This is a genomic window from Shewanella mytili, from assembly GCF_046765975.1.
In the GTDB taxonomy this organism is placed as follows: domain Bacteria; phylum Pseudomonadota; class Gammaproteobacteria; order Enterobacterales; family Shewanellaceae; genus Shewanella; species Shewanella mytili.
The window spans coordinates 1-23345 of record NZ_JBKOUD010000018.1 but is presented as its reverse complement, the minus strand read 5'-3'; the positions used below and the strand labels follow the sequence as shown (position 1 = coordinate 23345).

Sequence of the window (23345 nt, the reverse complement as noted above, 5' to 3'; positions counted from 1 at the left end):
CCATATTGGCGGGTTTTTTATTGCCTGCAGCCATGCGCCCGAGCCTTTGCGGTTACATATGCCCCACGCTGACAGCCGTACCATAGGCAAGTATTTCCGCCATTCCCTGAGATACGGTACTGGTGGTAAAACGCACATTCACAATGGCATTGGCACCCAACTCATCCGCAGACGCCACCATGCGCTGCACCGCCCGCTCCCGAGCCTCTGACAACATCTCTGAATATCCGGCAATTTCGCCGCCAATAATCGTTTTTAACCCGGCCATGATATCCCGTCCCAAATGCTTGGACTGCACGATATTGCCGCAAACCATTCCCTTGAACTCCGTGATGTCATAACCGGGGATGGTATCGGTAGTTGATAACAGCATTGTGGCTCCTTATGTGATTGCTTAACGGCTAAAGACGATAACCCTCATGATAGCCTTTGGCCAACATGGCGCGCCTTAAGTGGCAACAACACCATCCTGCCCCATTGATTGCCGTGATGCCACCTTGCGCCGCTGATGTCTGGCATATGCCAAAGGATAAATCCGCCAAAGAAAAAGAGCCCCTGTCGGTTGGCGCTGCAGATGTTCATCATATGCATTGCCGACAGGAGCCACTTTGATGCGTCCCCGAACAAAGCCGGGGACAGAGGTTGATGTATATACGGGCTTACTTGTAAGTGGCCTCGCGTTTTTTGGCTTCAGCATCCCATGCGGGCAGCACTTCTTTCTTGAACGCTTCCTTGTCTGCCACCAGTTTCTTCATGTTCAGCCCCACAGCCGCTTGCGCTTTGGCCTTGGTGGAGATATCCGGAATGGCAACAGGCTGCTTCACCCCTTTTTGTGCCAGTAACTGAGCCAGTTTCACCCGGGCATTGGCGGCATTATCCACGGCAGTGCCCAGTACGCGTAACGCTTCGGTTGGGTTGTGGGCATATACCCCGTGAGAGGCAATGGCATAATCCCAGCGCCATTGCGCATGGCGAATATCCATCAAAATCGGCTTCATTTCGGCTTCAGTGGCACCGGCAGACCAAGCGGCTCCCGCTTCAAAGTGGGCATGCACCAGTTGCTGCTCCGCCTTGGCTTTCAGCTCTTTCACTTTGGCCATACCGGCATCATATTGCCCCAGCATGAACTCTTTGCTCTGGCTGTGACAACGGGCGCAGGTTTCTTCAAAGCGATCAAAGGGATTGCCCACTTTGTGGTCGGTAAAGCGTTTGCCTTCGGCGTTGGTCACTTTTGGCATATGGCAGTCAACACAGGTCACATTATTCTGCCCGTGTACCCCTAATGACCAGGTTTCATAACCGGGATGCTGCGCCTTGAGCATGGGCGTTTTGGAGATTTTATGGGTCCAGTCGGCAAAATTCATCTTGTCGTAATAGACTTCCATTTGATCCACGGTCACGCCATCATCCCAGGGGAATTTCACAAAGCCCTTACGGCCATCCACTTTTTCAAAATAGTATTCCACATGGCACTGACCGCAGACCATGGATTGTTTGTCGGCGCGAGAGGCTTTATCAAAAGGCTTGCCCATGGTGTCAAAGGCGCGCTCGGCAAATGGCCGGCTGATGCGTAATTTTGGCGAGCCTTTTTCATGGCAGTCGGCGCAGCCAATGGTATTGGTGATTTCCGCACCGCCTTTAAACCATTTGCCGGAAAAGTAAGCCGCTTCGCCCTGCTCTTCAATCACCCGTGGTACATCCGGGCTCTTACAGCTCCAGCAAGCCATGGGCATGGGGCCGTCTTCAGCACTGCGCGGCGCACCAGTACGCAGAGTATTGCGCACATCCGTTACCGCATACATGTGCCCCCGGGGAGCATTGTAATCTTTGGCAAAGCCGTAACCCGCCCACAACACGACCAAATTAGGATCGGCCGCCAGCAGATCGGTATTCTCGGTACTTTTGGCTGTATCGTGCCAGCTGTTGTATTGTTTGCTGAATCTGTCTTTGTAGACATCGCTGCGCGGCTCAGTTTTGTCACTGGCGAACGCGCCTGCAGCAAAGGCTGAGGCCGCAACCAGGACACCAAGTGCAACAGATTTTTGATTAAATGTGTTCACCATATCATCTCCGAGTCATTGTATTTATAAGCTAAAGCTACGACATTTACAGGATGAAATTAGCTACAAAAGGCGTGCTAAAAAATACCTCAAAGGGGGTATCTGAAACCAAACATGCGCCAGATCAAAATGTAAACACGATTCAGGTCACATTTTAAGCTTTTGTTAAGTAACTTTATTCCATGCTAAAGCAGTCCTAGGTTATATAGCACCGATTATGGGGCTTTACCAATTGGCAGCACTGGGCTAATGACATAACATTCCCAATAAAATCATCATTTTTAACAAATCTGACTGGGAGTTGCGCCAATGAAACGCGGCAGCCTCACCGCTTCTATCTTTTGGTCAATGCTACTGCTCATTTTGTTATCCAGCAGTCTGGCGACCTTTGCCATTATCAGCCTCAGTTACAGTCTGGGTGATGCCAAGGCGATTAATGCGTCCGGCTCCCTGCGCATGCAAAGTTATCGCTTGTTGTTTTATGCCAATTCAGGAAGTGACAAAGCCAATGAAAAAATCCTGGAGTTTGAACAGACGTTGCACTCCGATGAATTGAAGCGCTCCATGGCCTGGTCATCGCCACGGGCGCTACAGCAGCAGTACCAGCTGGTGATCCACAAATGGCAGGTGATGAAAACCTATGTGCAGCAGGAAAACTCCCGGGACTATGCCGCGTCGGTGAAAGATTTTGTGGATACCATCGACATGCTGGTACTGGAAATGGAACATCACGCCGCATTCAAATTACGCCTGTTGGTGGTAATTCAGGTCATTGGCCTGGGACTGATGCTGGTGATTGCCCTGATTGCCGTGCGCTTCATGCGTAAAAAGGTGGCAGCACCTTTGCAACAAATGATGGAATCTGCCAATACCATTGCCAGCGGCGATTTCAACGTCAGCCTGCCCACCACCGATTATGTGGAGTTGAGTGCCCTGTCAGAAGCGCTGCGCTATACCGTCAAGGAGCTGGCGGCCCTGTATGGGGATCTGGAGTCCCAAGTACAGGAAAAAACCCTGGCACTTACCAAGGCCAACAATGAGCTGAGTTTTCTCTACGACAATCTGATCCTGCTTAACTCTGGCAAGTTAAATGTAGAGTTGCTGCGAAACTCACTGATACAACTACAAAATTACGAGCATCTGCAACATCTGCGACTGGTTATCCAGCAAGATGAACAAGAGATGGACATCATCGCCACCGATGACACCTGGCCCCAGCAGCATTCTGGCACCCGCGTTGAGCTAACCTTTGAAAACAAGCAACTTGGGTATCTGGAAGTCATTTGTGCCCAACCGTTGAATGCGCCGCTATTTGAAAATTTTGCCATCATGCTGGCGCGCTCCATCGTCATTCACAACGCCAGTGAAGAACGCCAACAACTGGCCCTGCTGGAAGAAAGGGCGGTGATTGCCAGAGAACTCCATGATTCGCTGGGGCAACTGCTGTCATTCCTGAAGATTCAGCTCAATCTGCTGCGAAAAAGCCTCAGTGGCAGTTGCCGCACCCAAGCGGTGGATCAACAGCTCAACGAACTGAACAAGGGCGTCAGCACCGCTTATGCGCAACTGCGTGAACTGCTGTCCAATTTCCGCTTAACGGTCAAAGAGCCCAATCTGCACAATGCCCTGGAAGTGATGCTTGAGCAATTGCGGGCCCAAACTGACAGCCGCATCACCTTGGATTACGCATTACCGCTGCACCTGCTGGGCGCCCACCAGCATATCCACATTTTGCAGCTCACCCGCGAAGCCACCCTCAATGCCATCAAACATGCCAAGGCCCAGCAAATCAAGGTTTCCTGTACAAAAAATGCTGATAACATGGTGGTGATTGAAATCAGTGATGACGGTATTGGCTTAGCGCACATTCAGGAGCGGGATCAACATTTCGGCATCGGCATCATGCATGAGCGTGCCAATCGCCTGGCAGGTACGGTAAGCTTTTCCGGCAATGCAGAAGGCGGCACTTGTGTCACCTTGATGTTTCCGCCCCAACAGGAGTCCAGCCATGACTAAAACCTATTCCGTACTGGTGGTTGACGATCATCCATTGTTGCGCCGTGGCATCTGTCAGCTGCTGCAGTCTGACGGCCACTTTACCCTGTTTGGTGAAGTGGGCAGCGGCCTGGATGCCTTATCGGCCACGGCAGAGCATGAGCCGGATATTGTGCTGCTGGATTTGAACATGAAAGGCATGTCAGGGCTGGATACCCTGAATGCCCTGCGCCAGGAAGGCATCACCTCCCGCATCGTGATCCTCACCGTATCAGATGCCAAGCAGGATGTGGTGCGCCTGTTAAAGGCCGGTGCTGACGGCTATCTGCTGAAAGATACCGAGCCGGATCTGCTTCTGGAGCAATTGCAAAAAATCATGTCCGGAGAGCGGGTTGTCAGCAGCCAAATCGCCGAATTCATGCTGGCGCTCAATAACGAAACAGAAGAGGACTGGATTGGAGCCCTTACCCCCCGTGAGCTGCAATTGCTGCAACATCTGGCCGAAGGGCTCAGTAACCGCGGTTTATCCGAAGTGCTGCACATCAGCGAAGGCACCGTGAAAGTGCATGTAAAAAACCTGCTGCGAAAGGCCAATGCCAAATCCAGAACCGAAATGGCCGTGCGCTACCTGAACCACTAACTGCATGCCCCCATTGCCAATGCTGCCTGGCGTTGTGGCCAAAAAAATGCGCCCAGAAAATGCAAAGCCCCCGGCATTAATGGCAATACCCGGGGGCTGGAACGTGTTTGGGAATGTAAGTCAGCGCTCTCCCACCCTGCCGTCACATCAAACATGATAGGCTGAAATATCAAGTGGTGGTTTGGTTTAATCTCTCCCCCCTTAGCCACCCTTTAGCCATGCAGGCCTTGCAGGCCTTGCAGGTAATCGCACCAGCTACTCAATACGGCCTGAAAATCTTCCAGACCACAGTCAGCGGCAGACTCGGCGTCATAAAGCGATAAACCTTCGGCGTTTGCCACCTCTGCTCCATCGGCAAAGCCCAGGGCATTGGCATAAAAGCGTACCTGTTCCCGATCCATCTCCAGCGTTAAATCATGACCAACCCAGCGCCACTCCTGAATGCGCCCTTGCTGCAAAGTGTCAATGGCGCTTTTGACCTGATCACATAAGGTCTGGTTATCGGCCAGCTCTTCAGAAAGCCAGCGGCCGATGGCTTCATGTTCCATACTGAAACTGGCCGATGGCAGGCCGGTAATGGGGTTGCACCGAAATTCATATTCCATGGCTATTCTCATCCAATCAATGCTTATTACTGATTTTAACCCAGCCAGCATGGGAATGCTGCCCAATCCTCCCATAGGTGGCTTCTTTTTCATGCCTGAGTGCGGTAGTTTTTCATTATCTAAAGTAAGCGGGAGTTTTCATGCCAGAAGGACTTATCAGCGGATTATTACTCAACGGTGCCAATGCGGGGCAAACCGTCACGCTGGCACAGGCAAAAAATTGGCAACCGCAGCAGGGGCTGCTGTGGCTGCATTTTGATTACAAGCATAAAAAGAGCGCTCATTGGCTTACACAACTGTGCCAGTTACCCAAGCTGGAAAGCGAGGCCCTGCTCATGCAAGACACCCGGCCACGGGTGGTGCGTGCAGGAACCGGCTGGCTACTGGCGCTGCGCGGCATCAATTTGAATCCCCAGGCGGCGCCGGAGGATATGGTGTCCATCAGGCTGTACATGGATGAGCAGCGGATTATCAGCACCTGCAGTCGCCAACTGTTCTCCATCCAGGCATTGCAACAAGCCATCATGGCCGGAGACGGCCCCCAAAGCAGTGGCGAGTTTTTGTTATCCCTGTGCGAACAGTTGACCAGCCGCCATATCGACTTTATCGACCAACTGGAAGATCGGCTGGCACAGCTGGAAGAGCAGTCTCTGTCCGCCCCCCGGGCAACACTGCAAAACAATGTGGCAGCGCTGCGGCGGCAATCCGTGAGTGTGCGCCGCTATCTGGCACCGCAGCGGGAAGCCTATATCAAGCTGTTAAGTGACGGATTCACACTGTTTGATGCCCCACAAAAACGGATTTTCAGCGAAGTCAGCAACACCCTCATCCGGGGCATTGAAGATTTGGATGCCATTCGGGACAGGGCGATGGTCACCCAGGAAGAGCTGTTAAACCGGCAAACAGAGGCGCTTAACCAACGGCTGTATTTTTTAGCGCTGATAAGCGCCATCTTCTTGCCGCTAAGTTTTCTCACCGGCCTGCTCGGTGTCAATATCACCGGCATTCCCGGTGCCGATAACCCCTGGGCCTTTGTGATTTTTTGCGGTTTCCTGTTATTGCTGGTGGGAGGGCAACTCTGGCTGTTTTACCGTTTTCGCTGGTTATGAGCCGTTTTATGGCACAAAAAAAGGATGCCTCGCGGCATCCTTTTTACACTTTGAAAAACGTGCCTATTTGCTGCTTTCTGCTTTGGCTTCATCCGCCGCTGGGGCATCTGCTGGCGTAACCCCCAACAGTTCCACCTCAAAAATCAGCGTGGAGTTGGCAGGGATGGTGCCCATGTCACGCTCGCCATAAGCCAGGTTGGAAGGGATAACAAAACGGTATTTGGCACCTACCGACATCAACTGAACCCCTTCGGTCCACCCCGGGATCACCCGGTTTAGCGGAAACTCAATGGGTTCACCGCCATGCTTTTCAGTGCTGTCAAATTCAGTACCGTCAATCAGGGTACCTTTGTATTTCACTTTAACGGTATCTTCCGCTTTGGGCTTGGGCCCGTTACCCGCTTGCAACACTTCATATTGCAGGCCGGATTCAGTGGTTTTCACCTCTGGCTTGCTCTTGTTTTGCTCAAGATATGCCTCACCGTCTTTCAGGCTTTTATCTGACACTTCCTTGGCTTTGGCTTGACGCTTGTCATTCACTTTCTTGTCCAGCGCTTCGAGGATTTTTTGCATCTCTTCGTCCTGAAGCTGAATTTTGCCCTCAAGCCCCTGTGTGAAACCGGTAACAATCAGCGTGCGATCCACTGGCAATCCCAAGGCTTCCTGCTCTTTGATATGACCAGCCATATAACGACCGATGGAAGCCCCAACACTGTATGCTTCTTTTTGTGCATCAGTATTGAGTTGAACATTGGTATCACTTGCCGCAGTTTTCTGTTCCTGGTTACAAGCCGCCAGCCCAAGCACCGCCAGCGCTACCAATGAAAATTTGTAAAATGGTTTCATGAAAAGCTTCCTCAGGATCTTCAGTTGGTTACAATTAACCTAAAATAATTGGAGCGACTCACTTTATACCAGTTGCCGATAACTTACAAAACACAGCAACAGTGATAATGAAGCGATGACAGCCTTTACGGAAAACAGACCATTAACCGCAGGACTAGTTCATGGATTTTTACCGTTTGTTGCAATTTTGCACTGCATGTTTGTCAGCCGCATTACTCAGTGGCTGCACCCCGGCCCCCCAGAGCAGCAAGGCACTGCTGGCAGAAGCCTGTTACAGCGCCAGTTTGTCGGATGACGGCCAATATGCGCTGGTAAGTAACCGCAACGGGGTGTTTTTCTGGGATGTCACCCAAGCGCAACCCCGTTATCACTGGCGCCAAACCAGCGGCAATAACAATGTCATCGCCACGGACATTTCCCCCAATAACCGTTACGCCCTGACCTTGAGCAAGGATGCCGTGGCCTTATGGAACACTGATGATGGTCAGGCACTGGGATGGTGGTCGTTGCCCGTGGCCGCCCAAAGCGCCGCCGTTGCCAATAACGGGCAATTCCTGGTGGGGCTCATTGATGGCAGTGTCATGGCCCTCAATCCCCGGCAACAGGTGCTGATAAAATTTCTGGGGCATCATGAAAAGGTCAACAGTGTGGCCATCTCTGCCGACGGCACACTGGCACTGAGCGGTGACAACAGCGCCCGCGTATTGTTGTGGCACACCGGCAGCGCCCAAATACAGCAGCATTGGCAACTGGACTCCAGGGTGCTGAAGGTAACCATGAGCCATGACGGCGCACTGCTGTTCATGTCGGACAGTACCGGCAATGCCTGGGTACGCCACGCCCGGGATGGCACCACATTGAGCAAGCTGAACATTCGTACCCGGCAGATGAACTTTTCCAGCGCCCGGTTCATCCAAGACAACAGATTGCTGCTGACCGGAACCCCGGCCCGCGCCCTGCAACTGTGGCAAGTGGCAACTGGCAAAAAAATCGCCACCTGGCAGGTTTCTTTACCCAAGCGGCCGCAACCACAGAGCGCTGTGGTTTACTCTGTGTCACAATGGCAGGGAAACAGCGTGCAAAGCCTTAGCAGCACCAGTCTGCTTGAGCGCTGGCCCATCCCGCAACAGAGGTGAAAAATGCAACAAATGGCGGACAGAATTGAAGAGCTGGAAACCAAACTGGCCTTTCAGGAAGAAACCGTGGAAGCGTTAAACCAAGAAGTGATTACCTTGAATAAACTCGTGGCTGAGCAACAATTCCAATTACAATTAATGCTTTCAAAACTCAAGGCGATTGAACCCAGCAATATCGCCACCCAGGGTGAGGAAACTCCGCCGCCCCATTATTAACCGCACAGGATGTAACGGGAAAGCCCCGAAGGAGGCATAACGGATGCTGACAATTTTAACCCACGGCCAGCCAACCTTAATGGCAACGGCCATGCCGGTGACACAGTTTGATGAAGCATTGCATGCCTTGGCGCAACAGATGTTGCATACCATGCAGCACGCCAATGGCGTAGGCATTGCGGCGCCACAGGTCAATCAGCGTCTGCAGCTGTTCATCATGGCTTCCAACCCCAATCCCCGTTACCCAGATGCACCGGTGATGGCCCCCCAAGTGGTCATAAACCCGCAAATCATCAGCCACTCAGCCACACTGCTGCTGGGGGATGAGGGCTGCCTGTCGTTGCCCGGCGAGCGCCGCCCCATTCTGCGGCATGAAACCATTGAGGTGCGTTATCAGGATTTGAGTGGCGAATGGTGCCAAGAGCGGCTCAGCGGATTCATTGCCAGAATTTTCCAGCACGAATACGATCACCTTCATGGCATTACCTTAAGAGAACGGCAAGCCATGCAACAGGAGACTTTATAGTGCGTTGCAGCTCACGTATCGGGGTCGTCTTTTTACTGTTGGGCCTGCTGCAAGGATGCGCCTATAACAGTGTATTATTGCCCTATCCGGCCCAATTGGCCCCGCTTAAAACCGCTCTAGACACGCCAACGCCTCAAGCGGCCATTAAACAGGTGGCAGAGGGTATTGAGAGCAAAGACGGATTACTCTACGCCAGTGAAGCCGGGCGTGCCGCCCAGATAGCGGGCGATTTCAACGCCAGCAAAAGCTATTACCAGGCTGCGGAAAAGGGCTACAGACAAGTGGATGAACAGGCCAGTGTCAGCCTGTCCGATATTGGAGCCAAAGGCAGCAGCCTGCTGGTGAACGACAACGTGATCCCCTACAGCGGCGCTGGCTACGAAAGAATTTTACTGCACCAGTACCAGGCGCTGAATTACCTGTTTGGCGGCGATCCCCAAGGGGCGCTGGTAGAAGTGCGCCGCAGCAATGAATTACAGCAACTTGAACAGCAACGCTATGAAGCCGGCAACAAAACCGTGCAACAGATGGCCAATGGCACAGTAAGCGCTGAAATGGCGCGATTGAGCCAACACACCGGCAATCTGGCCAGCTCCTTTCTCAACCCATACAGTTATTATGTCACCGGGCTGTTGCATGAATTGCTAAATGAGCCCAATGATGCTTTCATTGACTATCGAAAAGCCGCCCTGCTGGCACCGCAAAATCCTTATTTACAACAGGATTTAGTCCGCTTGGCAAAACAACTGCACATGCCCCAGCATGATGAATTTCGCCAGCGCTGGGGGGATGCGGTCATGCCGGATGCAGGTCAAGGACGCGTGGTATTCATTGTTGAGCAGGGGTTTGTGCCCTACAAAGACAGCTTCAGCGTTCCTTTCACCATTAACGGTAACTGGCAGGCCATTTCGCTGCCCACTTACCGGAACTATGAAATGCCCATGGGCGCTCAGGTAGAGGGATTGGGCACGCCATTGACAACAGCGCCGATTGCCAACATCGGCGCACTGGCCATTACCGCCCTGAAAGAACAGTTACCCTGGCTGCTGACCCGGCAGGTGGCAAGGGTTTATGCCAAGTCGGAACTGGCACACCAGATGGAAGGACGTAACGGCCCCAATGTAGGCAGTGTACTGGTGCAGATTTTCAACGTGGTCACCGAGCAAGCTGACCGCCGCAGTTGGCTGACACTGCCCGCCGAGGCGCAAATTGCCCATCGTTATCTCAACGCGGGGACGTATCCGGTAAAACTGTTGCACGGTACAACGCAGATTCAGGTACAACAAGGTAAAACCACGCTGGTGTGGGTAATCGACACTGGCAATGTCACGCGCTTTTATACTAAATTGATCTGACAACATGGAAATGGAACTGACTATGAAACACGCTAAGCTGCTTATGCTGATGGTAATGGCCATCGGACTCTCTGCCTGCCAATCAAAAGTGGAATATGGCGATGCCACCGAAGTGGAAACCGTCAATGAAAACTTCAGTTCCACCGATCTGCAGGCCATCACCAGTAAAATGGTCGACAGCATGATGACCTTCCCCCCGGTGGTTGCCATGACAGCCACCAGCCGCCCGATCATTTTCGTGGATTCCATTAAAAACAAAACCTCCGAACATATTGATACGGAGTCGGTTACCGATTCCATCAGCAACAAACTGCTGCGCTCCGGCAAGTTCCGCTTCATTGACATGACCAAGGTGGATGCGGTACGCAAACAGCTGGATTACCAAAACAGCGCCGGCATGGTGGACCCGTCCACCGCCATTAAATTCGGCCGCCAAATCGGCGCCCAGTACATGCTGTATGGCAACCTGTCCAGCATTGTGAAACAAAACGGTAGTACCAAGGATGTCTACTACAAAATGACCATGCGCCTGATGGATCTGGAAACCGGGTTGATTGAGTGGTCTGATGAAAAAGAGATCCGCAAAACCCGCAGCAAGTCTTTCCTGGGGCTGTAAGCAAACCCTGACACAATGGCCGCCTGCGGGCGGCTTTTTTGTGGCTGCCCGCTTGGGCATTCTGGGGAATTTGACGTAACGTATAGCCTTGGTCTTATCACCTGCAAACAACCATAACAAAACCGCAAGGAATCACCGTGACATCGCCTATGCCAACAATGCCATTGCCTCGCCTGTTTCGCAGTATTGCACTGGCCGCCTTCAGTAGCCTTCTCATTAGCGCCTGCAGTACCCAATCCACCCAGATTGCTCCCAGAGACGACTCCCCTTACCTGACCCAGGCGCAAGCCCAGGCACGGGCGGCGCGGGTCAGTGATGTCCGTTATCAGATGAACATGCAGCTGGACGGCAGTGAACGCTTTAGCAATCAAACCACCATAAGCTTCCAGCTGACCGACACCGAGCGGCCCCTGACACTGGACATCAGCCAGGCCCACATCCAGCGCCTGGAAATCAACGGCCACCTGTTATATCCCAACTACAACGGCCACTATCTCACGCTCAATCCCAAACTACTGCAAACCGGCAGCAATCTGATAAACATCAGTTTCAGCCGCCATCACTCCACCAATGGGGAGGGCTTGCACCGCTTTGTGGACCCTGTTGACGGCAAGGTGTATCTCTACTCCCATTTTGAGCCAGCCGCAGCTCAGCAGATGTTTGCGGTATTCGATCAGCCCGACATCAAGGCCAGCTACCAGCTCACCGTACAGGCCCCGGCAGACTGGCAAGTGATCAGCGCCATGAGAGAGAGCCGCATAGAGCAGCGGGACGGTCAGCGCATCTGGCATTTCCCGGCGAGCCCCAAATTGAGCCCCTATAACTTTTCACTGCACGCAGGCCCATACCATGTATGGCAGGACGACCGCGGCCCTTATCCCATGCGCTTGTTTGCCCGGCAGTCGGTGGCATCCCAAGTGACGCCTGATGACTGGTTTCGCTACACCGCCGCGGGTCTGGACTTTTTTGAACGCTATTTCCGCGTGAAATACCCGTTTCAAAAATATGATCAGGTACTGGTGCCGGAATTTCTGTACGGCGCCATGGAAAATGCCGCCGCCATTACCTTCTCCGAATCCCGTTTCCTCTATAACGCCAAAATGACCCAAGCCCAGCAGCAACAGCTTGCCGGGGTCATCATGCACGAAATGGCCCATCAGTGGTTTGGCGATCTGGTGACCATGAAATGGTGGAACGGCCTGTGGCTGAATGAAAGCTTTGCCTCATTCATGGGCACCCTGGCCACCGCCCATGCCACGGAGTTTGATGATACCTGGCGCAGGTTTTACGCCAGCGGCAAGCAGCAGGCCTACATCAAAGACAGCCTGGTCACCACCCATCCCATCGAAGTGCCGGTAGCCAGCACAGCCAACGCCTTTGATAACATTGATGCCATCACCTATTCCAAAGGGGCATCGGTGCTAAAACAGCTGCGCCATCTGCTGGGCAACGAGGTGTTTCGCCAGGGCGTGAGTGATTACCTGCACACCTTTGCCTGGCAAAATGCCACCCTGGATGACTTTATCAACAGTCTGTCCCGGGCCGCCGGACGGGACTTGAGCCAATGGACCAAGGCTTGGTTATATACGGCAGGCGTCAACCACTTGCAGGCTGACTTCCAGTGCCATAATGGCAGCATCAGCAGTTTCACGCTCACGCAATCTGCGGCAACAACCGGGCAAAGCATCCTGCGGGAACAAAAAGTGCAAATCGCCCTGCTACAACAAGACGGGCAGCAACTCAGCATCACCAAGGTGCTGCCGGTAACCTATCAGGGCGCCAGCACCACCGTCACCCCGCTGCTGGGCGAGCGCTGCCCGGATCTGGTTTACCCCAACTATGATGACTGGGGCTTTGTCAAAGTGGCGCTGGATAAACGCTCATTTACAACCGCCAGACAACAGCTGGCACGGGTAGAGGATCCGCTGCTGCGGGCCATGTTATGGCAGAGTTTGTGGGACAGTGTCATGAGTGGCCATCTGCCACTGAACGATTACCTTGATACGGTGTTTATCAATCTGCCCCAAGAACGGGATTACACGCTGACAGGACAGATACTGCAAACCCTGCACACCAGCAAACAGTGGCTGGAACAGATGGCGCCCTTGCATACCGACTACCGGGACAAGGCCATTCGCGCACTGGCGCAAATGAGCCTGCGCCTGACCATGGAGCATACCGCCGCGCCGGATCTGCAACGGCGCTGGTTCAATGCTTATGTGGACTTTGCCAGAGACATGGCATCCATGAACCATCTGGCCGAACTGCTGGCCGGACACAGCCGGCTACAAGGCATCACGCTGGATCAAGACAGCCGCTGGCATATCGTGCAGCAGCTCAACCGTTATGACTATCCCGCCAGCAAGCAACTGCTACAACAAGAGGCGGCAAAAGATCCCAGCGACAGCGGTCGCAAAGCGGCACTTGCAGCCATGGTCAGTCGCCCGGAAGCAGCCATCAAGCGTGACTGGCTTAACCGCATCCTCCATGAAGGCGCACCGTTTCCAGAGCAGCGTATCGCCATGACATACCTGTACCCGGCTGAGCAGCAGCACCTGAGTGCCGCCAGCGCCGAGGAGCGCCTAGAGGTGCTGCCCGCACTGGACAAAAAGCAATCACCCGTATTCATGCGCAGTTATGCACCGCAGCTCATCCCCGCTGCCTGCAACCATGCATCGGTCAACCGCCTGCAACAGACCATCAAGGATAATCCCCGATTATCGGTGACCACCATGCGACCACTGCAAGAGCGGTTACAAGAAGACCGGCGATGTGTGATGATATCGGAAAACATCACCTACTAAATGCTGGTGCCGGCAGCAGCCATGCTGACCGGCACCCAAGTGACAGGAGGCCCCATGGGCTTGATTATACTGTTGGCCATTATTGTCTTGGGTTATCTGCTGTTTGGTCAACTGCAGCAATCCCGCCATAGCCAGCAACAGGAGCAACAGCGAACAGCTGCGCTGCAGCAACAAGTGGATGAACTGAAACAGCGGGTGGCGGCACTGGAAACCATCGTAATTGACCGAGACGAGATGCTGCGGCAAAAGTTTCGCGATCTATAAACTGACGCCGATTGCCAAGCAACAAAAAGGGCACCTTAAGGCGCCCTTTCGTTTTCATCTTAAAACCGTTACAAAAACAGTTCGCGGATATTGTGCAAATCGCTTTTGCCTTCAGACAGCTCTTCAGGAGACAGCCCGGAAACCTCGTGTGGGAAAACCAGCCATTCGTCAGAGGCATGGATATAGTAATCGGGCTTCATCGGCACCATGGTGTTTTTCGGCTTGTAGTAAGGGCAAGCAATGCGAATGTCCCGTGGCAGATTCAGGCGCATCGCCTGAAACAGTTTTTCCTTGAGGGCAAACACGCTGCGGCCGGAATCAAACACATCATCCACAATCAGTACGCCATCGCCGGCATTGGCACGTTCCACGATATAATGCAGGCCATGCACTTTAATCTCTTTATTTTGCTTGTCGTTACCAATGCCGTAATAAGAAGAGGTACGCACGGCAATATGGTCAGTATCGACTTTCTTGAAATCAAAATATTCCTGCACGGCAATCCCGATAGGTGCGCCGCCACGCCAGATCCCCACAATGAATTGTGGCCTAAAACCACTGTTGTAGACCTGTGCTGCCAAGCGGAATGAATCCTCCAGCAACTCCTGTGCGGTGATATAACGTTTTTCGATCATTGCAACGACCCCATCTTGTAACATGCCAACTACCTGCCGCCGGAAGACTGTCAACCCGACGTTAACAGCACCGTTTCCTGCCCAAGCAAAAATACGGACTGCGGTTTTGGGCGCGCATTTTATACCAATTTTCCACTCGCTGCCTTGCTTTATGCAGATACTTTTGTGAAATGCCGCAAAACTCTTGCCATCTGCCATTGGCAAACCGGCACAGGTGAAATATTCACCGGATTGTGCATTGTAAAACCCGCTTAAGCTCGTAGAATGCTAGTCTCATCTCTAGTGTAATACAGGAAAATCAAATGACTGATTTAACAACAATTGTTAAGCGCCGCTACACTAGTAAGGCGCTGGATCCCCATAAAAAGATCCCGCAGGACAAGATTGAACAGCTCAAAACCCTGCTGCGCTTCGCCCCCTCTTCGGTAAACTCCCAACCTTGGCACTTCGTGATTGCCGCAACCGAGGAAGGCAAAGCCAAAATTGCCGAAGCCACTGCCAACTACGCCTTCAATACCCCCAAAATCCTTAACGCGTCCCATGTGGCAGTGCTGTGCACCCGCAATTACATTACTGATGATTACCTGCAGCAACTGCTGGCGCAGGAGCAACAGGACGGCCGCATTCCCGATGACACCGCCAAACAGGCATTGCAAACCGGCCGGCAATTTTTCGTCAATCTGCACCGCTATGAGCTTAAGGACTTGCAGCACTGGATGGAGAAACAGACCTATCTGGCACTGGGCACCCTGCTTTTGGGCGCCAGTGTGCTTGAGGTGAATGCCACCCCCATTGAAGGCTTTGATGCCGCCACCCTGAACCAGGTATTGGGGCTGCGGGAGAAAGGCTTCACCGCCAGCGTGATAGTGGCTCTTGGCTACAGCGATGAAACGGATTTTAATGCCACATTGCCAAAATCCCGGCTGCCCCAGCAGCAGGTAATAGAAGAAATCTGAACATTGGGGGAGCGGCACTACATCGCTCCCCTCCCTTGCAACCCATGTTAATTTCACCCTGCCGGGCGACTGTGGCATAGTGGCCATTACCGCCATTTCAAAAAGCATGAGGCCATGTCCCCCAGCCACTCCATCCTTGCCAATGCGCCCGAAAACGCCAGCCAAACCGGCGCCGCCGGCGAGCATGAATTGTGCCAGCATCAGGACAATCCCTTGATATGGCCGCTGCTAACACTGCTAAAGCAGTCGGTGCGAGGCTGGAAAGTGCATCACCTCGCCACAGAATTGCAGCAGCGCAACTTGATGCGCCAATTGGATGACAATCCGGACAAGGACCTGTTCAAACGGAACTTCTTGCTGATGAATGCACTGTATCAATTGCAGCAATTACTCTGGCCACAACAATGGTTACAGGTACAGGCCATGGATATCCGGCTTTATCGGGTACCGCCCGCGGACGGCCAACTGCAGCTGCAGCGGGATCAGGCACTGCGCCAGTATTATCTGGACTGGCAGAACTATGATACATGTGCCAATGTAGTCAAACAGATGCTGGCATCGTTTTGGCAGTCTTATCAAGCCTATATAGGCGTAAAACCCCAAGGTTTGGCTTACCGGCAAGCGCTGCAGGCGATGGAACTCGAACCAGGTTGCAGTGCCAGTGACATCCGTCGCCGCTGGCGCAAACTGGCGCTGCGCTGGCATCCGGATCGCCAAGGGGGCGATGCGGAGAAATTTCGGGAAGTGTGCGAAGCGTGGCAGATTTTACGGGAACCTTGAGGTTAAAGCTGACGTCATAGAAAGAACCGGATAAATTGCAGGCATTGCGATGCCAGCCACCGGCAAGTGTGCATCACCAATTAAGCGATAATTAAGCATTTCCACCTAAGCTCGGCAACAGCTGTTCTGATGGTACTCAACGAAAATAAGGAGTCTATTTTGCTAAAGCCCATTCTGGCTGCTGTGGTAATTTCCGTAGCATCTTTATCCGCCCAGGCAGCGGATTTTGTTGAAGGTAAACACTATACCCAAATTGCCAACAAAGGCAGTGACACCCCAAAAATCAGCGAGTTTTTCTCTTTTTACTGCCCCCACTGCTATCAGATGTCCCAGAAATACCTGCCTTTCATCAAAAGCAACCTCAAGCCCGAAGTGACATTTGAAAGCAAGCATGTGGACTTCATGAACAGTGCCCTAGGGACGGAGGTGATGAAATCACTGGCGGTAATGGAACAGCTGGGTTTGGAAAAACAGCTGGCAAACCCGATGTTTGCCGCGGTTCAGGGCGATGCGGATCACAGTCAGCCCGATCATCAGCACCAGTCCACCATTAACAGCCGTGATGACATCAAGGCCATTTTTGCCCAAGCCGGCGTGGATGCTGCCAAATATGATGAAGTGGCCGATGGGAATGAGGTAAACAGCACCATCAAGTTGTGGCGCCAGCAACAAAATGATTTTCGCATCGACAGTGTGCCAGCCTTTATCGTGAATGATAAATACTTGATTAACCTGTCAGAAATGCGCAGCGTAAAGGATTTGGTGGATATCACCAATTATCTGGCGACCGAAAAAGACGAGCCTCAGAAATCCTCCGGTGGCAGCCTGGGTTGGCTGTTTCTTGCCTTTGCCACGCTCACGGCCATCAGCCGCCGGCGGGCTTAAAGCCAATCGTAAAACTTGATGACCAAAAACACAAAGGGCCTTAACGGCCCTTTGTGTTTTGAGGTGTTTGCCCAGACGACGACCGGCTAATCACGAAACATGCGCTGCCACCAGGGAAGCGGCTCACCACAGTTGGCAGCCGGATGATAACTGCTGGCCAACGCCGGAGAGGCAACCACATTAGGGCAATCGGGTTGTTTGGCCGCACCGGTATCCCGGTCAAAATAGCCCTGCACAACGCCATTTACCGGCGGCAGCCGCAACGACAACGGCGCCCGGTGATTCAGAAAACTGCGGTAAATGGCCATGGCACCATTACTGCCATAAAGTCCGGTTTTACCGTTATCATCCCGTCCGACCCAAATGGCAGCCACATTACGCTCATCAAATCCTGCATACCAAGAGTCCCGCTGATCATTACTGGTGCCGGTTTTGCCGGCCAGTTCCACACCGGGGAAAGCACTGCCCAGCTTGCTTGCCGTACCTGACTGCACCACCTGCATCAGTGCGTACTGCACCAGATAATTCACCGCAGGGTCCAGTGCCTCCTGTTGCGACAGACCCGCGGCCGCCAACGGTTGGTTATCCTTATCCAGCACGGCAGTAACCGCATGCAGCGGCTGGTAGCGCCCGCGGTTGGCCAGCGTCTGATACACCTGGGCCACCATGAACGGTGAGCCGTTCAATGCGCCCAACAGCATGGAGGGATAAGCCGCAATGGCTTCATGCCAGCCGCTTTGCTCAAGGGTGGTCACCACGGCATCCAGCCCCACGGCCATGCCCAGATTGACCGTGGGCACGTTGATGGATTTGGTCAACGCCGTCATTAACGGCACCTGCCCACGGAATTGATGATCGTAATTTTGCGGTGACCAGCTCTGCCCCTGACCGTTTTCCAGCGTGATCGGCTGATCCTGCAGCGGCGTGCGCAAATGATAATGGCTCCCCTGTGCCAACGCCGTTGCATAAACAAAGGGTTTTACCAGTGAGCCGATGGGTCGCCGAATGGCCTGAGCCCGATCATAACCGTCATACGTAGGGTTACGATCGCCCACCATGGCCGCAATGCCGTAAGTATGGCGCTCCGTCACCACCATCCCGGCCTGTAATCCGCTGTTTTTCCCATCCAGTGACTGCACCACCTTGCTGACAGCGGTTTCTGCCGCTTCCTGGGCCAAGGGGTCAAGCGTGGTATACACCTTGATGCCATTTTGCTTTAGCAAGACATCGCCATAGCGCTCACGCAGCTCCTGCTTCACCCGGGCAAAAAATGCCGGCAGTTTCTGGTGCGATGGCCGCTTGGCATTACGCAGTCCCAAAGGTGAAGAGGCCGCCACCTTGTACTGTTCAACACTGATCTTGTTGCCTTCCATCATCAAGCGCAGCACCAAATCCCGGCGCTCTTGAGCCCGTTGCGGATAACGCCAGGGATTGTAATAAGAAGGCCCCTTGATTTCAGCCACCAACAGCGCTTGCTGCGCCAGCGTCAGCTCGCCGATGGGACGACCGAAATAGAACTGGGATGCCAGCCCCATACCGTGAATGGCCCGGCTGCGATCCTGCCCCATGTAAACCTCATTGAGGTAGGCTTCAAGGATCTCCTCCTTGCTGTAACGGGCATCAATAATCACCGCCATCAGGGCTTCTCGTGCTTTCCGGCTTAAAGAACGCTCACTGCTGAGAAAGAAATTCTTTGCCAGCTGCTGGGTTAAGGTGGAACCACCCTGCACCGTGCGACCCGCACTGATATTCACCATGGCGGCCCGCACAATGGCCAACGGATTGACCCCCAGGTGCTCGTAAAAGCTGCGATCCTCCGTCAGCAGCAAACCATCCACCACCGATGCAGGTATCGCCTTGGTAGGCACAAACAAACGGTCTTCACCATCATCTGCGATAATCCGGTCCAGCAACACCGGCTCCAGGTGGAATACGGCCAGTTGCCGCCGGTCGCTCATGCGCTCAACCCGGGTGACGCCATTGCTGTCAAAACTGATCATGGCCCGCTGCGCATCCTGCTGCCCCTGTGGATGCAAAAAGGGTCTGCGCCATAACTCCACCCGGCTGGATGATGCCGAAAACTCACCGATTTGCTTGGGGTTGGCCACTTTGCGATAGCCCAACAATTTCAGCTCATCAATCAATTGGGCATGGCTCACCGGCGCGCCGGGGTAGAGCGACATGGAACGGCTGAAAATCTGTGCCGGCAGATACCACTTTTGTCCTTCAAATTTACGGGCAATAATCTGATCCAGATAAATGCAGTAAATCGTCAGCGCCGCCACCGCCACCAGGCCGATTTTCCAGCCCAACGACCACAGTTTGCGCCACACGCTGGGAGCGGGATTTTTCTTGCCGCGAGGTTTCTGGCCAGCACGACGCTTAGGGCTGGCAGGTTTGCGGTTATTGTTAGCAGTTGTCATGGGGCTTCCACATCAAGACGACTTTGTCTCCGTTTTCAGACTATGTCACAGGTGCCACGAGATAATCGTCCCCGCAGCCAAGGGGGATGTTATAACAAATTAGCGGGTGCTGATGCCATAGCAGCCAGCTGAACCAAATCGATATTGCCGTAAAAACTGCCGAACAAACCGCGCTGCCAGCTTGTGGCTAGAACACATGACAACCTACCCACCAACAATGAACGTATTGACGGCCAATCACCATAAAAGGCTCAAGGAGTGCGCTGGCGCTGAAGCTTGTCTGCCACGAAAAAGCCGGGAGGCATGGCTCCCGGCTTTGAGGTTGTTGCTAAGCGGTTACGGATTAATCAAAGTGCCAGCTAAGCTGCAATGACCACATGGTCACATCATTTTGCTCGATGAAATAGTGATCCACCCGGGCGCCGACTTGCCATTGGCGGTTGAGGCGGTAATCCGCACTCACCCCCAAGTAGGGCGCCAGGCCATGTTCACTGCTGCGCAGGTGCTGCCCTTGATATTCACTGTCAAAGTCTGCTCGCCAGCGAAAGGCCCCCACCCGTGTCTGTAGCGCATAACGTTCACTTTGAGACAGGTTGTAAGCCATATCCAGCGCCACCCCATTGGCCAATACCGGGGTGACTTTGGCCACTTGGGCATGGTACTCGTCCGGCGCCATGTGGGGATCGGGCCGCAGGCTTGCATGGCCTTCACCCAAATCCAGATAGCGTGCGGTGGCGGCCCAGTCCGAAGATAGCTGGTAGCCCAGCCCCAGGGCCCAAGCGCGGTCCTGGTTATCGCTTTGCAGGCGCTGCGCTTCTGCCACTGACAATTGGCCATGAGCCTGGCTGAAACCTGCATCCGCCTGCAGATACCAGTGGGCCTGGCTGTTAAAGCTAAGCAACGCCAGCACCATGGCCGCCAGTTTGCCACCGTAACGGCGCAGTGCGCCCCACAGTCCCAAACATAACACCAGTAGCCCGTCCATACTCCCTCCTGCCCGGTTGTTGACATTGCCACCGGCCGACGGGGTCACATGCACGGTCACCTGGGCATGGGCCGTACCGCCGTTATTGTCGGTAACGCTGTAGTGGATGGTATCTATCCCCTGGAATTCATCGGCCGCCTGATAGGTGAGCATGCCGTTTTCCATGGAGACCTGACCAAAGTGGGCGCTGGCACTGACCAGTGTCAGCCGGTCGTTATCGTCGTCATGGTCGTTGGCCAGTACGTCAATTTGCAAGCTGCCGGCCACGGTTACATAGACTTCATCATTGACGGCTGCCGGCAGGGTATTGGCCGACACGGTGGCCACACCGCCCGGATCCACAATACGGCCGTTGGCCATGCCGTCATCATCGTTGGGCCCGCCATCTTCAATGGTGAGCTGTACGCACCAGTGGCCTTCGGTCAGGCCGGGACGCCAGGCGGCATCCCCCGGTGGTGGACAGTAGCCGCCTTCCCCTGCGGTGGAGGACACCAGGTTGTTGGCATCCTGCTGGAAGTCACTCCAGCCCGCCTGTCCACGGTATTTACGGTATACCGCACCGGCAGGAATGGGCAGCCGTTGGGGGAAGACCACCTGATAGGTCTGCCCGACAGTGGGCAAGCCATAGGCGACAAAGTCGAAGATCCCGCCGATGTTGGTGGCGCCAGCGTCCGCCGTTAACTCATGGTGCAGCAACTGGGCACCGCCGGTGGCGTTATTGGCTAACGTCACCCCTTTGCGCAGGCAGACGCCGGGCTCGCCCTCAACCAGATAACGCTGCGACTCCAGGGCTTGCTCCTGAATGACGTTGCATTCATCAATGGCATCCTGATAGTCCAGAATGCCGTCGTTATCACTGTCGCCAAGGCCTTCCTGATTGTCCGGGATCAAATCGCCGTCGCTGTCTTCATCTCCCAGTACGGTTAACTCGGCCACCACCTCGAAGTACACGTCGGTGGTGACGCTTGCGCCTTGGCTGTCGCTCACCGCCAGTTGCAGCTGATAGTTGCCTGGGGTTAATCCCTGCGGCGAAAAGACAAACTGTGCCTCCTGCTGGCTGATGTTGGCCAACTGGGGATTGTCGTTAATCCAGTGATACTGGTGGTCATCATTGGCATCGGGATCGCTCACCGTTGCCGTCAGTGTCACCAGTTGCTCGTTGTTGACGATCAGTGGCCGCAACTCGCCTTGCTGGGCAACCGACACACTCACTTCCGGTGCCACGTTGTCTTCGTACACCGTCAGGGTATATCGGGATTTACTCCCGAGGTTCAGCTGTTTGTCCAGCGTGATCTGCAAGGTTTCGGTGCCTTCAATCTGATCATCGGCCTGCAGGGTGAAGCTCAGGCTGCCCTCCGTGCCCTCATTGATCACCACTTCGCCATCGGTCAGGGAGTGATCGTCACCATCACTGCTGCCACTGACGGTATACGGAATGGTCAGCGGGTAACTGGGGGCTTCACCGTTCAGGAAGACTTTCACCGTATGGGTGGTGCCTTCAATGGTGGTGTCATCCTTGCTGATGGAGATCAGCGGATGCACAATCACTTCCTGACTGGCGCGGGCTTCCAGGCCATTTTCATCCTGGGTGTGCCAGTACACCGTATGGCGCCCGGGCGCAAAGAAGGTGTCACCATCCACTAGGGATACCGGCAACGGCCGGCCCTGACTGTCTTCTGCCACGGCCACGCCCAAATCCACTTTGGTAAACAAGGCGGTGGCATCCACTTCCACGGGCGATGGCGCCACAATGGTAGGCGCCAACGCATTATCTGAGGTGATCTGCACTTTGGCGTGTCCCATGGCGCTGGCGCCGTGGGGATCGGCGATGCCGTACTTGAGGTTGACCTTACCGATTGAGGCGGTTTCCAGCACGATGCTGGCGCCGTCAATGCTGGCTTGTCCCACATCCGTGGTCACCCACAACAAGTGCAACACATCCTGATCAATGTCGGTGTCATTGGCCAGCACATCCAGAACATAACGGCCCTGATCATTGGCGCTAAAGGCAAAATCATTATCATCGGTTGCCACGGGGGCATCGTTGATGCTGCTGACACTGACGCTCACGGTTTTGTCCACACTAAAACCGTTGCCATCGGTCAAGGTGATGACAAAGCTGTCCTCACCATGATAGTCCGCCACCGGGGTGTAGAGGATGTCGGTGCCGTCAATTTGCACGCTGCCATGGGCCGGGGCGGTTTTCTCGCTGGCCACCACCGTGTCGCCATCCACGTCATTGAAGCTGAAGCTCAAGGTGCTGTGGTTGTCTTCATCGGTGCTCAGGGTGGAGTCGATGGTGATGGTGGGCACATCATTGATGCTGCTGACACTGACGCTCACGGTTTTGTCCACACTAAAACCGTTGCTATCGGTCAAGGTGATGACAAAACTGTCCTCGCCATGATAGTCCGCCACCGGGGTGTACTGGATGTCGGTGCCGTTGATCAGCACGCTGCCATGGGCCGGGGCGGTTTTCTCGCTGGCCACCACCGTGTCGCCATCCACG

20 protein-coding genes are annotated in these 23345 nt (G+C 54.0%); 13 read left to right on the top strand and 7 right to left on the bottom strand.

The genetic code is table 11. From position 1 onward, the window contains the following. Positions 1 to 52 precede the first annotated feature (52 nt). Positions 53 to 373, bottom strand: coding sequence for a YbjQ family protein (locus ACIDEJ_RS13975; RefSeq protein ID WP_411988683.1), 321 nt, complete (start codon positions 371 to 373; stop codon positions 53 to 55). A 286-nt stretch (positions 374 to 659) separates the two neighbouring features. Next, entirely contained in the window at positions 660 to 2063 is a 1404-nt protein-coding gene (gene nrfA / locus ACIDEJ_RS13970; RefSeq protein ID WP_411988682.1) for an ammonia-forming nitrite reductase cytochrome c552 subunit, read from the bottom strand. 306 nt (positions 2064 to 2369) lie between these two features. Here nrfA and narQ point away from each other — a divergent pair, with 306 nt between their 5' ends. Together narQ and ACIDEJ_RS13960 are read left to right on the top strand one after the other, a co-directional pair. Further along, entirely contained in the window at positions 2370 to 4076 is a 1707-nt protein-coding gene (gene narQ, locus ACIDEJ_RS13965; RefSeq protein WP_411988681.1) for a nitrate/nitrite two-component system sensor histidine kinase NarQ, read from the top strand. Next, positions 4069 to 4695, top strand: a complete 627-nt coding sequence (locus ACIDEJ_RS13960; RefSeq protein WP_411988680.1) for a response regulator — start codon at positions 4069 to 4071, stop codon at positions 4693 to 4695. Before narQ ends, ACIDEJ_RS13960 begins: the two co-directional genes overlap by 8 nt. Before the next feature lie 212 nt (positions 4696 to 4907). Here ACIDEJ_RS13960 and ACIDEJ_RS13955 read toward each other — a convergent pair whose 3' ends face one another. After that, positions 4908 to 5300 carry a YacL family protein gene (locus ACIDEJ_RS13955; RefSeq protein WP_411988679.1) on the bottom strand — a complete coding sequence of 131 codons (393 nt, stop codon included), beginning with the start codon at positions 5298 to 5300 and terminating at the stop codon, positions 4908 to 4910. A gap of 140 nt (positions 5301 to 5440) precedes the next feature. Here ACIDEJ_RS13955 and ACIDEJ_RS13950 point away from each other — a divergent pair, with 140 nt between their 5' ends. Next, complete coding sequence (locus ACIDEJ_RS13950; protein ID WP_411988678.1) at positions 5441 to 6409, top strand: zinc transporter ZntB; 969 nt, start codon at positions 5441 to 5443, stop codon at positions 6407 to 6409. 63 nt (positions 6410 to 6472) lie between these two features. Here ACIDEJ_RS13950 and fkpA read toward each other — a convergent pair whose 3' ends face one another. Next, positions 6473 to 7255 (bottom strand): FKBP-type peptidyl-prolyl cis-trans isomerase, encoded by a 783-nt coding sequence (gene fkpA, locus ACIDEJ_RS13945; RefSeq protein ID WP_411988677.1) that lies wholly within the window; start codon positions 7253 to 7255, stop codon positions 6473 to 6475. Positions 7256 to 7416: 161 nt separating this feature from the next. On the opposite strand from fkpA, the gene ACIDEJ_RS13940 reads away from it, so the two are divergent. The 7 genes from ACIDEJ_RS13940 to ACIDEJ_RS13910 all read left to right on the top strand — a co-directional run bounded on the left by ACIDEJ_RS13940 (position 7417) and on the right by ACIDEJ_RS13910 (position 14172). Next, on the top strand, positions 7417 to 8391 hold the full coding sequence (locus ACIDEJ_RS13940; RefSeq protein WP_411988676.1) for a WD40 repeat domain-containing protein: 975 nt from the start codon (positions 7417 to 7419) through the stop codon (positions 8389 to 8391). A 3-nt stretch (positions 8392 to 8394) separates the two neighbouring features. Beyond that, a complete protein-coding gene (locus tag ACIDEJ_RS13935; protein WP_411988675.1) occupies positions 8395 to 8607 on the top strand; it encodes a SlyX family protein in 213 nt (70 codons plus the stop codon). A 43-nt stretch (positions 8608 to 8650) separates the two neighbouring features. Further along, on the top strand, positions 8651 to 9133 hold the full coding sequence (gene def, locus ACIDEJ_RS13930) for a peptide deformylase (RefSeq protein ID WP_411988674.1): 483 nt from the start codon (positions 8651 to 8653) through the stop codon (positions 9131 to 9133). Then, complete coding sequence (locus tag ACIDEJ_RS13925; protein ID WP_411988673.1) at positions 9133 to 10488, top strand: COG3014 family protein; 1356 nt, start codon at positions 9133 to 9135, stop codon at positions 10486 to 10488. Before def ends, ACIDEJ_RS13925 begins: the two co-directional genes overlap by 1 nt. A 22-nt stretch (positions 10489 to 10510) precedes the next feature. After that, complete coding sequence (gene lpoB, locus ACIDEJ_RS13920; RefSeq protein WP_411988672.1) at positions 10511 to 11104, top strand: penicillin-binding protein activator LpoB; 594 nt, start codon at positions 10511 to 10513, stop codon at positions 11102 to 11104. A 158-nt stretch (positions 11105 to 11262) separates the two neighbouring features. Next, complete coding sequence (pepN, locus tag ACIDEJ_RS13915) at positions 11263 to 13908, top strand: aminopeptidase N (RefSeq protein ID WP_411988703.1); 2646 nt, start codon at positions 11263 to 11265, stop codon at positions 13906 to 13908. Between the two features lie 54 nt (positions 13909 to 13962). Next, positions 13963 to 14172, top strand: coding sequence for a hypothetical protein (locus ACIDEJ_RS13910; protein ID WP_411988671.1), 210 nt, complete (start codon positions 13963 to 13965; stop codon positions 14170 to 14172). A gap of 68 nt (positions 14173 to 14240) precedes the next feature. Here the strand turns inward: ACIDEJ_RS13910 and ACIDEJ_RS13905 are convergent, their stop codons facing one another. Further along, complete coding sequence (locus ACIDEJ_RS13905; RefSeq protein ID WP_411988670.1) at positions 14241 to 14807, bottom strand: phosphoribosyltransferase; 567 nt, start codon at positions 14805 to 14807, stop codon at positions 14241 to 14243. A gap of 302 nt (positions 14808 to 15109) precedes the next feature. On the opposite strand from ACIDEJ_RS13905, the gene nfsB reads away from it, so the two are divergent. From nfsB to ACIDEJ_RS13890, 3 genes are all read left to right on the top strand, one after another. After that, on the top strand, positions 15110 to 15763 hold the full coding sequence (gene nfsB / locus ACIDEJ_RS13900) for an oxygen-insensitive NAD(P)H nitroreductase (protein WP_411988669.1): 654 nt from the start codon (positions 15110 to 15112) through the stop codon (positions 15761 to 15763). Positions 15764 to 15877: 114 nt separating this feature from the next. Next, on the top strand, positions 15878 to 16543 hold the full coding sequence (locus tag ACIDEJ_RS13895) for a DNA-J related domain-containing protein (protein ID WP_411988668.1): 666 nt from the start codon (positions 15878 to 15880) through the stop codon (positions 16541 to 16543). Between the two features lie 159 nt (positions 16544 to 16702). Beyond that, positions 16703 to 17428 (top strand): DsbA family protein, encoded by a 726-nt coding sequence (locus ACIDEJ_RS13890; RefSeq protein WP_411988667.1) that lies wholly within the window; start codon positions 16703 to 16705, stop codon positions 17426 to 17428. Positions 17429 to 17514: 86 nt separating this feature from the next. Here the strand turns inward: ACIDEJ_RS13890 and mrcB are convergent, their stop codons facing one another. Together mrcB and ACIDEJ_RS13880 are read right to left on the bottom strand one after the other, a co-directional pair. Then, positions 17515 to 19851, bottom strand: a complete 2337-nt coding sequence (gene mrcB / locus ACIDEJ_RS13885) for a penicillin-binding protein 1B (protein WP_411988666.1) — start codon at positions 19849 to 19851, stop codon at positions 17515 to 17517. Between the two features lie 343 nt (positions 19852 to 20194). Next, the coding region (locus ACIDEJ_RS13880; RefSeq protein ID WP_411988665.1) for an Ig-like domain-containing protein at positions 20195 to 23345 on the bottom strand (3151 nt) is incomplete at its 5' end.

What these genes read in the sequence shown, in the direction of transcription:
- ACIDEJ_RS13905 (WP_411988670.1), bottom strand. Translation starts at nt 14,807, where the DNA reads ATGATCGAAAAACGTTATATCACCGCACAGGAGTTGCTGGAGGATTCA.
- mrcB (WP_411988666.1), bottom strand. Translation starts at nt 19,851, where the DNA reads ATGACAACTGCTAACAATAACCGCAAACCTGCCAGCCCTAAGCGTCGT.
- ACIDEJ_RS13975 (WP_411988683.1), bottom strand. Translation starts at nt 373, where the DNA reads ATGCTGTTATCAACTACCGATACCATCCCCGGTTATGACATCACGGAG.
- ACIDEJ_RS13935 (WP_411988675.1), top strand. Translation starts at nt 8,395, where the DNA reads ATGCAACAAATGGCGGACAGAATTGAAGAGCTGGAAACCAAACTGGCC.
- fkpA (WP_411988677.1), bottom strand. Translation starts at nt 7,255, where the DNA reads ATGAAACCATTTTACAAATTTTCATTGGTAGCGCTGGCGGTGCTTGGG.
- nfsB (WP_411988669.1), top strand. Translation starts at nt 15,110, where the DNA reads ATGACTGATTTAACAACAATTGTTAAGCGCCGCTACACTAGTAAGGCG.
- ACIDEJ_RS13910 (WP_411988671.1), top strand. Translation starts at nt 13,963, where the DNA reads ATGGGCTTGATTATACTGTTGGCCATTATTGTCTTGGGTTATCTGCTG.
- ACIDEJ_RS13960 (WP_411988680.1), top strand. Translation starts at nt 4,069, where the DNA reads ATGACTAAAACCTATTCCGTACTGGTGGTTGACGATCATCCATTGTTG.
- ACIDEJ_RS13950 (WP_411988678.1), top strand. Translation starts at nt 5,441, where the DNA reads ATGCCAGAAGGACTTATCAGCGGATTATTACTCAACGGTGCCAATGCG.
- narQ (WP_411988681.1), top strand. Translation starts at nt 2,370, where the DNA reads ATGAAACGCGGCAGCCTCACCGCTTCTATCTTTTGGTCAATGCTACTG.
- pepN (WP_411988703.1), top strand. Translation starts at nt 11,263, where the DNA reads ATGCCATTGCCTCGCCTGTTTCGCAGTATTGCACTGGCCGCCTTCAGT.
- ACIDEJ_RS13955 (WP_411988679.1), bottom strand. Translation starts at nt 5,300, where the DNA reads ATGGAATATGAATTTCGGTGCAACCCCATTACCGGCCTGCCATCGGCC.
- def (WP_411988674.1), top strand. Translation starts at nt 8,651, where the DNA reads ATGCTGACAATTTTAACCCACGGCCAGCCAACCTTAATGGCAACGGCC.
- ACIDEJ_RS13940 (WP_411988676.1), top strand. Translation starts at nt 7,417, where the DNA reads ATGGATTTTTACCGTTTGTTGCAATTTTGCACTGCATGTTTGTCAGCC.
- lpoB (WP_411988672.1), top strand. Translation starts at nt 10,511, where the DNA reads ATGAAACACGCTAAGCTGCTTATGCTGATGGTAATGGCCATCGGACTC.
- ACIDEJ_RS13895 (WP_411988668.1), top strand. Translation starts at nt 15,878, where the DNA reads ATGTCCCCCAGCCACTCCATCCTTGCCAATGCGCCCGAAAACGCCAGC.
- nrfA (WP_411988682.1), bottom strand. Translation starts at nt 2,063, where the DNA reads ATGGTGAACACATTTAATCAAAAATCTGTTGCACTTGGTGTCCTGGTT.